The 14,079-nt window shown below is 73.4% G+C and carries 12 protein-coding genes and 5 tRNA genes; 8 read left to right on the forward strand and 9 right to left on the reverse strand.

Going from position 1 to position 14,079, the window contains the following annotated elements:
* Positions 1-11: 11 nt before the first annotated feature.
* Complete coding sequence (locus tag ABZ794_RS20940) at positions 12-614, reverse strand: TetR/AcrR family transcriptional regulator (protein ID WP_210783237.1); 603 nt, start codon at positions 612-614, stop codon at positions 12-14.
* 387 nt (positions 615-1,001) lie between these two features.
* Here ABZ794_RS20940 and ABZ794_RS20945 point away from each other — a divergent pair.
* From ABZ794_RS20945 to ABZ794_RS20955, 3 genes are all read left to right on the forward strand, one after another.
* Positions 1,002-1,074 (forward strand) — tRNA-Gly (locus ABZ794_RS20945).
* A gap of 34 nt (positions 1,075-1,108) precedes the next feature.
* Positions 1,109-1,179, forward strand: a tRNA-Cys gene (locus ABZ794_RS20950).
* Between the two features lie 13 nt (positions 1,180-1,192).
* A tRNA-Val gene (locus ABZ794_RS20955) sits at positions 1,193-1,267 on the forward strand.
* Positions 1,268-1,330: 63 nt separating this feature from the next.
* Here the strand turns inward: ABZ794_RS20955 and ABZ794_RS20960 are convergent.
* From ABZ794_RS20960 to ABZ794_RS20970, 3 genes are all read right to left on the reverse strand, one after another.
* The gene (locus ABZ794_RS20960) at positions 1,331-1,816 is read right to left on the reverse strand and encodes a winged helix-turn-helix domain-containing protein (RefSeq protein WP_238690982.1); all 486 of its coding nucleotides are present in this window, start codon (positions 1,814-1,816) and stop codon (positions 1,331-1,333) included.
* A 160-nt stretch (positions 1,817-1,976) separates the two neighbouring features.
* Positions 1,977-2,189 (reverse strand): GNAT family N-acetyltransferase, encoded by a 213-nt coding sequence (locus ABZ794_RS20965; RefSeq protein WP_357517148.1) that lies wholly within the window; start codon positions 2,187-2,189, stop codon positions 1,977-1,979.
* Entirely contained in the window at positions 2,111-2,719 is a 609-nt protein-coding gene (locus ABZ794_RS20970; protein ID WP_357517156.1) for a hypothetical protein, read from the reverse strand. The genes ABZ794_RS20965 and ABZ794_RS20970 overlap by 79 nt, the downstream gene beginning before the upstream one ends.
* 115 nt (positions 2,720-2,834) lie before the next feature.
* On the opposite strand from ABZ794_RS20970, the gene ABZ794_RS20975 reads away from it, so the two are divergent.
* Both ABZ794_RS20975 and ABZ794_RS20980 read left to right on the forward strand, forming a co-directional pair.
* A complete protein-coding gene (locus ABZ794_RS20975) occupies positions 2,835-3,416 on the forward strand; it encodes a TetR/AcrR family transcriptional regulator (protein ID WP_112585044.1) in 582 nt (193 codons plus the stop codon).
* Between the two features lie 46 nt (positions 3,417-3,462).
* Positions 3,463-4,419, forward strand: coding sequence for an NADP-dependent oxidoreductase (locus ABZ794_RS20980; RefSeq protein ID WP_210783243.1), 957 nt, complete (start codon positions 3,463-3,465; stop codon positions 4,417-4,419).
* 162 nt (positions 4,420-4,581) lie between these two features.
* On the opposite strand, the gene ABZ794_RS20985 is transcribed toward ABZ794_RS20980, so the two are convergent.
* Positions 4,582-4,824: a DUF6458 family protein gene (locus ABZ794_RS20985; protein ID WP_091400768.1), complete on the reverse strand. Its 243-nt coding sequence runs from the start codon at positions 4,822-4,824 to the stop codon at positions 4,582-4,584.
* A 147-nt stretch (positions 4,825-4,971) separates the two neighbouring features.
* Here ABZ794_RS20985 and ABZ794_RS20990 point away from each other — a divergent pair.
* Together ABZ794_RS20990 and ABZ794_RS20995 are read left to right on the forward strand one after the other, a co-directional pair.
* Positions 4,972-5,044 (forward strand) — tRNA-Gly (locus tag ABZ794_RS20990).
* A 26-nt stretch (positions 5,045-5,070) separates the two neighbouring features.
* Positions 5,071-5,145 (forward strand) — tRNA-Val (locus ABZ794_RS20995).
* Between the two features lie 88 nt (positions 5,146-5,233).
* On the opposite strand, the gene ABZ794_RS21000 is transcribed toward ABZ794_RS20995, so the two are convergent.
* Genes ABZ794_RS21000 through ABZ794_RS21015 form a run of 4 tightly spaced genes read right to left on the reverse strand, consistent with a single transcriptional unit; the run spans position 5,234 to position 12,813 of the window.
* On the reverse strand, positions 5,234-7,993 hold the full coding sequence (locus ABZ794_RS21000; RefSeq protein ID WP_210783246.1) for an FtsX-like permease family protein: 2,760 nt from the start codon (positions 7,991-7,993) through the stop codon (positions 5,234-5,236).
* Positions 7,990-11,154: a permease gene (locus ABZ794_RS21005; protein WP_357517058.1), complete on the reverse strand. Its 3,165-nt coding sequence runs from the start codon at positions 11,152-11,154 to the stop codon at positions 7,990-7,992. The genes ABZ794_RS21000 and ABZ794_RS21005 overlap by 4 nt, the downstream gene beginning before the upstream one ends.
* A gap of 7 nt (positions 11,155-11,161) precedes the next feature.
* Positions 11,162-11,884 carry an ABC transporter ATP-binding protein gene (locus ABZ794_RS21010; RefSeq protein ID WP_357517060.1) on the reverse strand — a complete coding sequence of 241 codons (723 nt, stop codon included), beginning with the start codon at positions 11,882-11,884 and terminating at the stop codon, positions 11,162-11,164.
* Positions 11,881-12,813, reverse strand: a complete 933-nt coding sequence (locus ABZ794_RS21015) for an ABC transporter ATP-binding protein (protein ID WP_210786692.1) — start codon at positions 12,811-12,813, stop codon at positions 11,881-11,883. Before ABZ794_RS21015 ends, ABZ794_RS21010 begins: the two co-directional genes overlap by 4 nt.
* A gap of 220 nt (positions 12,814-13,033) precedes the next feature.
* Between ABZ794_RS21015 and ABZ794_RS21020 the strand changes: the two genes are divergently transcribed.
* Complete coding sequence (locus ABZ794_RS21020; RefSeq protein WP_210786690.1) at positions 13,034-14,053, forward strand: NAD-dependent epimerase/dehydratase family protein; 1,020 nt, start codon at positions 13,034-13,036, stop codon at positions 14,051-14,053.
* Positions 14,054-14,079: the final 26 nt, after the last annotated feature.

Raw genomic sequence — 14,079 nt, forward strand, 5'->3', positions numbered from 1 at the left:
GGCTGCCCAGCTCAGTCCAGGTCGGCCGGGTCCAGGCCGAGCTCTCGGGAGGTGACCAGCCGGACCCACTCGCCGAACTGGCGGCGGGAGATCACCCGGTCGTGCACGGCGAGTTGGACGGCGAGGCCGTCCATCACCGCGCTGATCCGCCAGGCGGCCCCGTCGGGGTCGGCGCACTGGAAGGTGCCGTCGGCCACCCCGGCGGTGATCACCGCGGCCAGGTCCTGTCGCCAGCGCAGGTCGAGCCGCCGGGAGACCTTCTCCAACTCGGGGGTACGCAGCGACTCGGACCAGCCGTCGATCCACATGGACCAGGAGGTCGCCCGCCCGGCCGGGGTGTAGAGCTTGAGGATCCGGCGGAGCTTGGTCAGCGGTGTGGCCGAGGAGCGGGTCACCGCGTCCAGGCGGGCCAGATCCTGCTCGACCGCGTACGCGAAGGCCTGCGCGAGCAGCCGCTCCTTGGTGGCGAAGTGGTAGAAGACCAACGCCTGACTCACGCCCGCGGCATTCGCCACGTCCGCCGTCCGGGTGTTGGCCAGACCGCGCTCCACGATCACGTCGCAGGCGGTGCGCAGCAGGGCATCCAGGCGGATCTCGGCCGCACGTCTCGTCACGACCGTTACCGTAGCCCATCCGACCGAACACGAACAGTTACCACCACGCGCCGATTCACGCGGTGACAGTCGGAAGCCGGACACTTCTTTCGGGGGTCGTCGGTCGTTCCACGGAGAGTGTTCGTCGAGGTCCGCTGCCCGGTGTCGGGTAGTGGAGACGTCGACGGTCGGGCATGCGACGCGATGATGACGATCATTGCCGAGGAATGTCTGAGTGTGACGGTCAGTGCTGGATCCCGGCACCGGGCCAGCCACCTAGGAAGCCGGCCGAGAGTGACTCCGCTCCAGCCCCGGCCACCCGGGACGCGCCGAGGCGACCCCGAGTTGGCAGTCAAACACCCACTCGGCTAAAGTTCTCATCCGTCACCCGGGAACGTCCGGGGGCGTGCGGACGTAGCGCAGCTGGTAGCGCATCACCTTGCCAAGGTGAGGGTCGCGGGTTCGAATCCCGTCGTCCGCTCGGAGCTGCCGCCACGTATGACGGGGGCAACCTCGGTGGGGTGGCCGAGAGGCGAGGCAACGGCCTGCAAAGCCGTGTACGCGGGTTCAAATCCCGTCCCCACCTCGGCAACAAGCACGGGCGATTGGCGCAGTGGGAGCGCGCTTCCTTGACACGGAAGAGGTCACTGGTTCAAACCCAGTATCGCCCACCAGAGGAGAACGGCTCGTCACCGGAAGACCCGGTGACGAGCCGTTTCGCTTGTGGCGCCACGTCATCAGTCGACGCTGAGCCGGTAGCCGATGCCTCGCACGGTGTGCACACACAGGGCGTCGTCGACGGCGTGCAGTTTGCGCCGTAACCGCTTCACGGCCGAGTGCAGGATCGACGTGTCGCCGAGGAACGCGCAGCCCCAGACCGATTCGAAGAGCCGCTGGTACGTCCAGACTCCGACCGGTGCGGTGGCGAGTTGGGTGAGCAGGTTGCGCTCGAGTCGGGTCAGGGCCAGCGGTTCTTTGCGCCACGTCACCCGATGGTCGAGCGGGTCGATGGTGAGGTCACCGAGGTTGATCTGGCCGGCCACGCCGACGGCTGGAGCGGCTGGGGCTGGAGCGGGGGCGGACGCCGTGGTGGGGCTGGGGAGCCGTCCCGGTCCGCTGATGACCGGCCCGCCGATCATCGCCTGCAGCTCCGCGAGGTCGGTGCAGATGACCAGGGTGCCCAGTCCGTCCAGGCGTCGGACCATCCGTTCGCGCACCGACACGTCGGCGGTCACGCAGAACACGAGGGACACATCGTCGATCACTGTCGTACCTCCCCAGGCGCCAGTAAAAGACAACGCTGTCCGAACCCTGTAGTCAATGGTTTCCGGCGGACAGCCACCCCCGTGATCCACTCGGGCTCGCCGGGTAGCGCGCTCGCTCTCAGAAGGTCAACAGGCGGAACTCGCCCACCGGCCGGAAACCGAGGCCGCGGTAGACCGACTCGCCGACGGCCGACGAGGTGAGGGCGGCGGTGCGGGCGCCCCGCTCGCCAGCCAGATGGAGCGCGGCCCTGGTCATGGCCGCGCCGATGCCCCTGCGGCGCTGCTCCGGCTGGGTGCCGACGAAGTAGAGGGTGACCAGACCGTGGCTGATCCAGGCGACGGCCGTCGCGACGACCCGGCCGTCGTCGAGGCGACCGGCCAGCCGGAGCACGGTGCCGTCGCCGGTGAACGCCTTCTCCCGTTCGATCGTCGCCGCCACGCCGCCACGCCGTCCGCCGGGATTCCGGACACCCGGGCATAGGCCGGGACGAACGCGGCGAGGTCGGTGGTCTCGGCGATCTGCACGCCGGCCGGAGTCGGCGCCTCGGCCACCGACCCGATCCCCACGGTCATGATCGGCATGCGGGCGACCTGCACCGCGCCGAGGGAGACCAGGCCGTCCGCGGCGCCGGCGTCGCTGTCCGGGCCGACCCACCAGATCCGGGGTACGCCGTGCAGGCGCTTCCGGGCCTCGGTGAGCGCGTCCCACGGGGTGCGCCCGACCACCCGCAGCACGCCGTTGAGGGGTGCGTGCGGCACGTCACTGCGGTAGGTCGGGAGGTCCGGCCCGCCGGCGACACCGATGTTCCAACCGAGCAGGTACGCCCGGTGCGCGGCCAGCACCGTGTCGAGAGGCTCCATGATCTGGATCGTAACGCGGGGTCGGCACGCCCACGGCCAGCGGAAACGGCTCGGATCGGCGGCTGTGACCGGCGGTACTTTGTCGATCGTTCCAGATAGCGGGTAGCGTTCAGCCATGGCCCGCACCCGTGAGTTCGACCTCGACGCCGCGGTCGACGCTGCCATGGACGTGTTCCGGAGCAAGGGCTACGAGGGCACCTCCATGCGGGACCTCTCCGAGGCGACCGGCCTGGGCAGCGGCTCGATCTACGCGGCGTTCGGCAGCAAGGACGGCCTCTACCTGGCGGTGCTCGACCTGTACCGGCAGCGCTACGCCACACCGATGGTCGATCTGCTGCGCTCGGGCAACGACGCGCGGGCGGTGATCCGTGAGGTGTTCATCGGCACGGTGGACGACATCACCGGCGACGGCCGGCACCTCTCCTGCCTCATCGTCGGGGCGTCGATGGAACGGGCACACCAGGATGTGCGGGTCGCCGAGCGGCTTCGCTCGACCACCCAGTCCCTGGAGTTGGCGCTCTACGACCTGCTCGCCGAGGCGCAGTTGCGGGGTCAGATCACCACCGACCGCAGCGCCACCGACCTGGCCGGCTTCCTGGTCACCAGTCTCCAGGGCCTGCGGGTGATGGGTGCCATCAACCCGGACCGGGCGGCGCTGACGCGGTACGCCGAGGTCGCGCTCACCTGCCTGAACTGACCGCCGGACACGGTGGTCGGCCGGTCACCCGAATGAGGAGTCGAGCATGAGAGCGGTCGGACTGCTGCGCTACGGCGGGCCCGAGGTGCTGCGGGTGGTCGAGCTTCCGACGCCGCACGCCGGCCCCGGTGAGGTCCGCATCCGGGTACGCGCCGCGGCGGTCAACCCGGCGGACACGCTGATCCGGGCCGGTATGACGCCGGTGCGACTGCACGGCAGCGACCCGCTGTTGCCCGGCCAGGACATCGCCGGCACCATCGACGAGGTGGGCTCCGACACCAGTGGCGTACTCGCCCCGGGTGACCCGGTGATGGCCATGGTCAACCCGACGAGGGCGGCCGGTGGCGGGTACGCCGAATGGGTAGTGCTCCCGGAAGCCTGGGTGGTGCCCGCTCCGGCGGGCGTGTCACCCGCCGAGGCGGCCACCCTGCCGTTGAACGGGTTGACCGCCCTGCACGCCCTGGACCAGTTGCGGCTGCCGCCCGGCAGCACCCTCGCGGTGACCGGCGCGGCCGGTGCCGTCGGCGGGTACGCGGTACAGCTCGCCAAGGCCGCCGGTCACCGGGTGTTTGCCGACGCGGCGCCGGGTGACGCCGAACTGGTCGCCGCGCTCGGTGCCGACGTGACGGTGACCCGAGGTCCGGGCGTCGCCGACCGCTTCCGCGAGCATGCCCCGGACGGGGTGGACGCCGCTGTCGACACCGCGTTGCTCGGTGGCGCGTTGCTGCCCGCCGTGCGCGAGGGTGGTGCCGTGGCGCTGCTGCGCGGCGGGCCCGATCCGGTGCTGCGGGCGCAGGCCGACCAGCGGAGGATCACCATGGTTTCCGCGTACGTGCACGAGTACGACGGGCGCCGCGACAAGCTCGACCTGCTTCGGCGACTCGCCGAGGAGGGTGTGCTGACCCTGCGGGTCGCCGGCCGGTTCCCGCCGCAGGAGGCGGCCTGCGCGCATCAACTCCTGGAAGCGGGAGGGGTACGCGGCCGGTTGGTCATCGAGTTCTGATTCCGCCGCCGCCGGCACCGCCGGAGCACTGTGGTCCAATCGCCGACGGCGACGCCTGCCCGGCGTGGGGTTGTCGGTGCGAAAGGCCGGCCGCCTTCGGCGAGGCGGCCGGCCCGGAATCACGGTGGTCTGGCGGTTCCGCCAGCGGTGGAGCTGGCCGGGTCACAGCGGCGGTGCGATGTCCCGCCGCTCCTCGACCTGGCGGTACTCCACCGGCTGCTCGGTGGTGGTGACGACCTGGCGGCGGCGACCCCAGATCAGCGTGGTCATGATCAGGCCGAGCACGCCGGCGCCCATCAGGATCCAGCCGACCACGTCGAGGTTGATACCGCCGACGCTCGCGTCCAGTGCGAAGGTGAGGATCGCGCCGAGCGCGATCAGGAAGATGCTGGTGCCGATACCCACGACAGCCTCCTTAAGGGGGTGTGGTGCGCTGTCGAGCCCTTCAGTACCCCGGCGGGTACCAGCGCAACCGCGACCGGCCAGGGTGCCGTTCCAAGCGATCTTGGCATCGGGTAGAGTTCACCTGTCGCCGGCGCTTGCCGGGGACGTGCGGACGTAGCGCAGCTGGTAGCGCATCACCTTGCCAAGGTGAGGGTCGCGGGTTCGAATCCCGTCGTCCGCTCGCGATGCGCCCCACGGGGCCGCCACGGGCGATTGGCGCAGTGGGAGCGCGCTTCCTTGACACGGAAGAGGTCACTGGTTCAAACCCAGTATCGCCCACCATCCATGCAAGCGGATCAGATGACCCGTTACCGATATCGGTAACGGGTCTCGGCGTTTCTGCTTCCCGCACGGGCGGAGAGACCATCGGTCACTCCCCGGCGCGGAGCACCTCGCTCAGCCGGTCGCGGCGCCGCAGCGCCGACTCGACAGGTACGACGGTGGCGGCCGTCGCCAGCAGCGCCACGCTCACCAGGCCCAGCAGCCACCACGGCAGGACCGCCGTCGGGTCGGCGGCCTGGCCGGTGAGTCGCCGCAGGTCGAGCGGGCCGAGCGTCAGGCGTGCGAGCAGGGCCCCGAGTAGCGGGCCGTACACCGCGGTGACCACTACCGGCGGCAGCAGCTCTCCGGCGGCGACCCAGCGGGCGTCGCGTGGCCGCAGGCCGAGGGTCCGCAGTCGGGTCAGGGTCTGCCACCGCTCCGAGGCGCCGGCGGCGGCGGCGAGCGTGAGGCCGAGCAACCCCAGCGCCAGCAGCACCGCGGCGGTCGTCCACGCCAGCCGTACCAGCCCTGCCGTCAGCGGAGCCACCCGCTGCGCCCGCAGGACGTCCGCACGCAGCACGACGTCGGAGGTGACTCCGGTGTTCGACACGGCCCGCCCCGCGCCGGGGCCGGTCACCCAGACGGTGTTCGGAACGGCGGGCAGCCCGGCGTCGGCGAGGGCCGCGGCGTCCACGATGACGACGTCGTCGGCGCCGCCGACGGAGGGAGCGGTACCGACTGCGGCGAGCCGGATGGTCGGGGCGCCGTCCCGGGGTAGCTGCAGCCGCGTGCCGGTGCGCAGATCGCCGCCACTCGAGCGGACCAGCACCGGGACCTCCCCGGGGCCAGGACCGGGAGCCGTGAGCCGGGCCAACGCCGGCGCGTCGGGCAGCGGAGTGGTGGCCAGCAGGCGCTGGAACGCGGCGGTGTCCACGATGACCAGGCGTGGGGTGAGCAGCGTCGATTCGGCGAAGACGCGTGCCGAGTCGGTCACCTGTGCGACGACAACCCGCTCTACCCCTGGTGCGGCGGCGATGCGCTCGGCGAGTGCGGGCGTGGCGGCCTCGGCGTCGGCGCCGACGTCGAGGCGGGCGTCTGCGCCGACGGTGCTCCACGCGCCGTCGGTCAGCCCTCGGGTGACTGTGGCGCCGAGGATGAGCGCGAACGACGCGAGCGCCGTGGTGCTGACCAGAACAAGCAGCGGCAGCGCGCGTCCGGCCGTTGTGGTCGCCTGGGCGGCACTGAACACCGCCAGCGGACGGCGCGAGCGCAGGGCCTGGCGGAGCGCGAACCGCGCCCCGAGGGGCAGTAGCCGGAGCAGGACGAGCGCGCCGACGAGCGCACCCAGAGCGAGGGCGCTGACCGGCAGGACGAGATCGCCGGTCAGCTCACCGGTGTCAGCGTCGGAGGCGACGGGCAGGAGCCCGCGCTGGTGCAGTGTGACGAAGGCGGCGACCGCGGCGATCAGGACAGCGGCTTCCACTGCGGCGCGGCGCAACTGACCGGTGGCCCGGATCCAGCGCCGAGCGGCCGGGTTGGCGGGTTGGCGCCGGTCCCGGCTGGCGCGGGCGGCGGCGAGGATGCCGAACGCCGGCCCGGCGACGGCGCCGGCCAGGACCACGGGAACGGCCCAGGTCAAGGAGACGCCCGGAGCGGCCGCGCGGGCGAGCGTGAGCCCGACGGCGGCGGCCGACACCGACACCACTGTGGACTCGATGATCAGTTCCGCACCGAGGTCGGGTAGCGCCGCCCCACGCTGCCGGGTGGCGCTCAGCACCGGCGTACGGCGGCGGACCAGCAGGTCGGCGGCGAGCAGCAGGACCAGCACCGTGGCGGTCAGTACCCCGGCGAGCAGGACGGCGGCCTGTGTGGAAGCGGCGCTGTTGCGGGCACGGGCGTCGCGCAGGGCGGTGTCGAGTTGCGATTCCCACTTCAGGGACTGCTCGCGGTCGCTTGATGAGCCGGACGTCGCCTTGAGCTTGACCACCTGGCTGGCGAGCGCCGCGGTGGCGTCCCAGGTGAGCGCGCCGGGAACGGGTGCGAAGTGGACGGTGCGCCGCAGTTGGTCCTCGTCGATGGCGAGCCGGGCGTCCGGTAACGACTCGCGCGACAGCAGGCCGCCGAACCGGGTGGTTCCCATGCCGTCGGCGCCGGGCACGGGGCGCAGGAGCGCCGGGGCGAGCCGCCAGGCCGGGTCGGCGCTGTCCGTGGGTCGGTAGATTCCGCTGATCCGGACGTCCTTGTCGCGACCCTTGCCGTCAGTGACCGGGAATCGATCGCCGGGGCCGAGGTCGAGTGCGGCGGCGTCCGCCTCGGAGAGGCCGACCTGCACCGGCCAGGGCGGTCCGTCGTAGGGGACCTCGACGTAATCGTCGGAGACGGCGGGGCCGGGCGGGCTGCCGGCGACCCAGGTCACGTCCGGGCCGCCGGCGTCACCGGCCAGGTAGGTGAACTGGAAGGTACGTGGCGCGCTACCGTCGGTGATGTTGAGGATCGGGCCGTTGACAGCGGCGAGGGGCGGGAGCAGCGCGGCGTCCAGATCGGGCCCGAGCGCGGATGTCGCCCGGGCGCGCAAGTTGTCGAGGTCCTCGGCGAGGCTGGGCATCCGGACCCGCCCGCCGGTCGGCCCGTCGTCGCGTTCCCAGTTGGCGTGTACGAGGACGTTCGCGTCGTTGCCGGCGCGGCGGACCGTGTCCTGGACGGCGTTGTCGGCGGCGGCGCGGAGCAGCGCCGGTGCGGCCCCGGCGAGCAGCGCGACGGCCGCGATGACGGCGGCGGCGAGCAGCAGCGGACCGGCGTCGGTACGGCCACGGCCACGGATGCTGGGCCAGTGCAGCGCCGGCCACCGGCGGGTCAGCCACCGGTTCACGGGGCCACCCGCAGGTGCGCGGCGTCGGCCCGGCGGACCTGGACGGTGACCACGGCGGCGACCGCCAGCACGCATCCGGCCAGCAGTACGGCGAGCAGTGCGGCCTCGGCCGGCCACGGCCAGTGTGGCTGGGTGGCCGGGACGGGCGCGGCACCGGTTTCGGAGCGCACGAGCAGGGGAGCGACGACGCGGGTGGCGAGCGCGCCGACGGCCGCGCCCGCCGCGAGCAGGGGCAGCAGAACGCCGGCGTGCTGGCCGAGCAGCACGGCCCGGATGCCGCGCCGGGACATCCCCAGGCCGCGCAGCCGCGTCACCTCGACGGCGCGGACCTGGAGGTCACAGGTGACGTGCAGGACGACGCCGGCGAGCAGCAGCAGGGCCGCGGCCGGAACGATGAGGCGCAGCGCGGCCGGCAGCCCGGCGAGCAGCGGGCCGCCGGTGAGGCGGGCGGTCTCCGCCTCGCGGGTCGCGACGGTGCCCAGGTGCAGGGCGGTGGCCCGCTCGGCGGCACCGGGGCCGGCTGGGTGGCCGACCCACCAGGCGTCGACCGGGAACGTCAGGTCGCCGGTGACGGCACGTGCGCGCGACAGCGTGTCCAGGTCGGCAAGGACGGCGACGGCGCCGGGGGCGGACGGTACGGTCGGCACGACCTCGGTGACGACGACCGGGACGGGCGTGATGCCGACAGTGACGCTGAGCTTGCTGCCGTTCTCGGCTCCGACCTCGCTGGCGAAGCGGGCGGAGACGGCGACGGGCACCGGGCCGGGGTCCGGGAAGGCGGTGGCGACGAGGGTCCGGGCGGCGTCCTCGGCGCCGCCGAGGTCGACGGTCGCGGCCATTCGCAGCGTGGTCCCCGTCGGGGTGGCGGACACCGTGACGGTCGGGTCACTCAACCTGCTCGGGACCGGCGGCGCGGACGTGGCGGTCCACTCCGATCCGTCAGCGGGCCTCTCCGCCGACCCGGCGGGCGGCACGGTGAGTGTGACGGCGACGGCGACGGGTCCGCCGACCGCGTCGGCGGTGACCGGCAGGGCGACCGCGACGAGGCGCAGCCCGTCAGCCGTCGCGCAGGCGGGCAGCCGGAAGTCCTGGCCGTCGAGCGGTACGGCGGGACCGGTGCAGGACGTGCGTAGGCCGGTGGCGTCCTGCAGCATCAGCCGGGGCGTCACGGAGAGCGGGGTGTCGCCGGCGGCGGTCCCGGTCAGGACGAGTGGGGCGCCAGCCGGAACGGCGAGGCCGTCGACCCGGGTGCGTGGCGCCAGCGTGGCGCCCACGTCCGCCCATCCGCGGTCGTTGTCCAGCCGCCCGCGCAGCAGCGCGTCGGCGCGGGTGGTGTCGACGGCGACCAGGCGCGGCGCGTCGCCGGCGCTGCCGAGCCACTGACCGACGGCGGTGCCACGGTCGAGGGCCGGACTCACGGCCCCCGCGGTGGCCGCGCTGACGATCGCGCCGTCTCCGGCCACCGGCGCCGTGCCGAGGGTGAGTGCGAGGTCGGTGCCGACGGCGAGCGCGGCCTGGTCGCGCTGCGACTGGTGCCACGTGTCGTCGAAGGCGAGGCCGAAGGTTCCGGCCGCGCAGGCCAGTCCGACGAGCAGTCCGGCGGCGACCGCTTGTGGCCGGCGGGCGGCCTCGGAGACCGCCAGCGGAAGCGCCAGCCCGCGGGCGCGGTACGCCAGCCGGTCGGCGCCGCGAAGGGCGGGCAGTACCACCCGGAGAGCCAGGGCGGCGCCTGCGATGAGCAACAGCGCCGGCGCGAGCACCCGGACCGCGTCGGCGCGTGGGCTGGCGGCGGTGGACTGCGCGTACAGCTGCCACCAGCCGGCGGCGGCGAACACCGCGAGTATCAGGTCGGCGCCGGATCGGGCCAGCAGTTCGCGGCGGGTTCGTTGGTCGCCGGCTGCCGGGACGGGCCGGACGGCCAGGACGATGAGTACAGCGGCGAGCACCAGCGCGCCGCCGGCGACCGCGAGGACCTGGGCACCGGCGATCGCCGGCCGGACGGTCAGGCCGGCACCGTCCAGCGGCGGCAGGTGGGTCAGGCCGGCGTGCAGGGCCGACGAGGCCGGTATCGCGATCGCGGCGGCGACGGCGGCGACGAGCCCGGCCTCGAGTGTCGCGGTGGCGGCGAGTTGGCGACGGCTGGTGCCCAGGGCGGACCGCAGGGCAGTCTCGTCGGCACGTATGCCAGTGGTCAGACGACCGGCGAGGACGAGTGCCGTCGCGGCCAGGACACCGCCGAGGACGGCGATGGCCAGGACGACGGCGGCGGTGACGTGCCGTTGGTCGTCGGCGGCCCGCAGGGTCAGTGGCAGTTCGGAGGCGACACGTGCGAGCCGGACGCGGTCGCCGAGGGTGCCCGCCAGCCGGTCGTCGGCACTGCCGACGGCCCCGGCCACGGTTTCCAGGTCGTGGCGGTTGCTGTCGGACAGGTCCGGATGGGCGGTGACCTCCAGCCGGTCGACTGTGGCACCGGTGGTGACCAGGTCGGCGAGGTCGACGAGGAAGGGGCCGTAGGCGTTGACCGGCTGCTGGAAGCGTCCGTCCCGGTAGCCGGTGGCGGAGCCGGCCGCGGCCAGCGGGTCGCGGTCCCAGCCGCGCCCCGGCAGCGGGCGCGCCACACCGACGACGACCACGTCGACGGCCGGGACGGGCGCGTGGGCCAGTTCGGCGCCGAGGCGTACCCGGCGGCCGGGGGTGAGGCCGAGCAGTTGTGCGGTGGACTCCAGCAGCACCGCGTCGCCTGGGTGCTGTGGCCAGCGCCCGGTGACCAGCTCGGCTCGGGTCGGCAGGTCGTCCAGCCCGGACAGGTACGCCTGGGCCGGCACTGTGGTGCCAGCGGCGAGCGCGGGCGGCAGCGCCCGCAGCACCGTCGACGCCCGCGCGGTTGTCGTCACCGGAAACGGGGCGAGCGTGGAGGCCACCACGGTGCGGGTGTCGGCGGCGACGGACGACGTGTCCCGGCCCTCGACGGTGCCGGTGTAGACGGTCACGTCGACGGCGGCGGGGGCGGCGCGGGCCATGGCGACCTCCAGCGCCCGCTCGGCGGTGCGGGTGACCAACAGGGTGCAGGTACCCAGCAGTGTCGCGCCGATCGTGACGACCCCGAGGAGGGCTGCCAGCAGCGGCCACTGCGCGCGGGCGCGCCGGCTGACCAGCCTCATCGTCGCGTCATCCGGCGTCCGGCACTGGCGCGTACGGCTGCCCGGCCGCCTGTTCGTCGAGGTGCCCGTCGTGGATGCGGATCACCCGGTCGGCCAGGGCCATCATCACCGCGTCGTGCGTCGACACCAGTACGGTGACGCCCTCGGACTCCACTATCCCGCGTAGCAGGGCCATCACCGACAGGCCTGTCTCGGCGTCCAGTTGCCCGGTGGGCTCGTCGGCGAGCAGAAGCTGGGGTGAGGCGGCCAGCGCGCGGGCGATCGCCACCCGCTGCTGCTGGCCGCCGGACAGCTCGGCCGGCCGCTGCCGGGCGTGGTCGGCCAGGCCGATCAGCTCCAGCAGCAACTCGACCCGCCGCTCGCGCTCGGTGGGGGCGACGCGGGCCATCCGCAGCGGGGCCGCGACGTTCTCCGCGGCCGACAGCACCGGGATCAACCCGAAGCTCTGGAAGACGTACGACACCTTCTCGCGCCGCAGCCGGGACAGGCCATCCTCGTCGAGCGATGTGACGTCGGTGCCGTCGACGTGCACGGTGCCGGCGTCCGGGCGGTCCAGGCCGCCGATGACGTTGAGCAGGGTGGTCTTGCCCGAGCCGGACCGGCCGACGAGCGCCACCATCGAACCGGCGGCCACGTCGAACGACACGCCGTTCAGGGCGTGCACGACGGTCGGCCCGGTGCGAAAGCGCCGGTGTACGCCGCGCACACTCAGCAGTGGCTCGCTGCTCATTCGCCGCTTTCCGAGTCGGGGTGGATCGTGATGTGGTCGGGTTCCAGGGCCAGCCGGACCCGTCGGGTCAGCGCGAGCGCCTGGCGGAACTCGCGGGGCACCTGGACCCGCCCGGCCCGGTCCATCACGGCGTACTCCTCGGCGATCAGGTGGGTGTCGCCCTCCGCGTCGGTGGTGGTGCGGCGCAGCACCTCGCTGCTGGTGCGCCCGTCCCGGATCGCGACGGTCCGTTCGACCTGGCCGCTGACCTCCGGATCGTGGGTCACCACGACGACTGTGACGCCGTAGCGCCGGTTGACGTCCCGCAGCACACCGAAGACCTCCGCGGACGTGGCGGCGTCCAGCTCGCCGGTCGGCTCGTCGGCGAGCAGGACCCGCGGCTGGTTGGCCAGCGCCACAGCGATCGCGACCCGCATCTGCTGCCCTCCGGAGAGTTGCCCGGGGCGGCGGTCGGCGCAGTCGGCGACACCGAGGCTGTCCAGCAGCTCGGCCGCGCGCTCCCGGCGTTCCTGCTTGCCGGTACGGGCAGCCGTCATCGGCAGGTCCACCATCTCCCGTGCGGTCAGGTAAGGGATCAGGTTGCTCGCCGTCTGCTGCCGTACGAACCCGACGGTGTGCCGCCGGTAGTCCACCCGGTCCGCGCGGGACATCGCCAGCAGGTTCCACCGGTCGACCCGGACCCGCCCGGCGGTGGGGGCGTCGATGCCGGCCAGGATGGAGAGCAGTGTCGACTTGCCCGACCCGGAGGCACCGACGACGGCGACCAGCTCACCGCTCTGCACGGCCAGGTCCAGGCCCTGCAGTGCCTGCACCTCGATCGAACCGGTCTGGTAGATCCGCACCAGGTTCTCGCAGACGATGAGAGCGTCCCGGCCGAACTCGGGTGCCCGCGCGGATGGCTGCGGCAGGGACAGCGGTGTGCTGGACATTCCCTGCTCCGTCCGGGGTTGTGCTGACGCAGATTGAAGCAGTTTCGCAATCGGCGCCTCCGTTGACCATGCCCGGGGTGGCTTTCCTGCATTCTGGACGGGGTCCGCGTGAGCGTGAACGCCCGCACCCTCCCGCCCAGCGTCCGGTTCTGCCACTGGCAGATCCGCTGCCGGTGAACAGGGGTGCCCTTCGCCGGCCGGTGCCGGCAGGGTGGCGCGCATGAGACTGCTGGTGCTGGGCGGTACGGGCTTCGTGGGCGGGGCGACGGTCACCGAGGCGGTGCGCCGCGGCTGGTCGGTGACGGTGTTCAACCGAGGGCTGCACGGCACGGTGCCGTCCGGCGTACACCGGTTGCGGGGTGACCGCACCGCGCCGGACGGCCTGGCCGCGCTGGCCGGCGGTGAGTGGGACGTCGCGGTGGACACCTGGGACGGTGCGCCGCGGGCCGCCGGCGACGCCGCCCGCGCCCTGGTCGACTCGGTCGGCCACTACGTGTACGTGTCCAGCGGCTCGGTCTACACCGACCATGCCGCGGCGGGGTTGCATGAGGACTCCCCGGTGGTGGACGCCGACCCGGGCGCCGTCGACGGCGACTACCCGCAGCTCAAGGCCGGTGCCGAGCGTGCCGTGCGGGAGGTGTTCGATCAGCGTGCGCTGGTCGCCCGGGCCGGCCTGATCCTGGGCCCGGGCGAGGACATCGGTCGGCTGCCCTGGTGGCTGCGGCGCATCGAGCGGGGCGGGGACGTGCTCGCCCCCGCGCCGGCCGACCTGCCGGTGCAGTACGTCGACGTCCGCGACCTGGCAGGGTGGATGCTCGACGCGGGCGCCCGGAAGGTGGGCGGCACGTTCAACGCGGTCGGTCCTCCGGCGCAGACCACGATGGGCGAGCTGCTGCACGCGTGCGTGGCCGCCACCGGGTCCGACGCCCGGCTCCGCTGGACCGATCCGGCGTCGATTCTCGCCGCCGGGGTGCAGCCGTGGAGCGACCTGCCGATCTGGCTGCCGCGCGGCCACCCGTACCGGGGCCTGCTGGAGCAGGACGTGACCCGCGCCCTGGCCGCCGGGTTGACCTGTCGGCCGGTGGCCGAGACCGTCGGCGACACCTGGCGCTGGCTGCGCGAGGTCGGTGCGGTTCCGCCGCGCGCCGGACGACCGCAGCGCAGCTCCATCGGGCTGGACCCGACCCGGGAGGCGGCGGTGCTCGCCGCCCAGGAATCGGTGACGCCGGGTGCAGATTGAGTGATCATTAAGGGCTCTCGTCCCAT

Source organism: Micromonospora sp. NPDC047187, from assembly GCF_040643355.1.
GTDB classification, from domain to species: Bacteria; Actinomycetota; Actinomycetes; order Mycobacteriales; family Micromonosporaceae; genus Micromonospora; species Micromonospora salmantinae.

Coding starts and splice junctions, on each gene's coding strand:
- ABZ794_RS21020 (WP_210786690.1), top strand. CDS start 13,034: ATGAGACTGCTGGTGCTGGGCGGTACGGGCTTCGTGGGCGGGGCGACG.
- ABZ794_RS21015 (WP_210786692.1), bottom strand. CDS start 12,813: ATGTCCAGCACACCGCTGTCCCTGCCGCAGCCATCCGCGCGGGCACCC.
- ABZ794_RS21005 (WP_357517058.1), bottom strand. CDS start 11,154: ATGAGGCTGGTCAGCCGGCGCGCCCGCGCGCAGTGGCCGCTGCTGGCA.
- ABZ794_RS20980 (WP_210783243.1), top strand. CDS start 3,463: ATGAGAGCGGTCGGACTGCTGCGCTACGGCGGGCCCGAGGTGCTGCGG.
- ABZ794_RS20975 (WP_112585044.1), top strand. CDS start 2,835: ATGGCCCGCACCCGTGAGTTCGACCTCGACGCCGCGGTCGACGCTGCC.
- ABZ794_RS20970 (WP_357517156.1), bottom strand. CDS start 2,719: ATGGAGCCTCTCGACACGGTGCTGGCCGCGCACCGGGCGTACCTGCTC.
- ABZ794_RS21010 (WP_357517060.1), bottom strand. CDS start 11,884: ATGAGCAGCGAGCCACTGCTGAGTGTGCGCGGCGTACACCGGCGCTTT.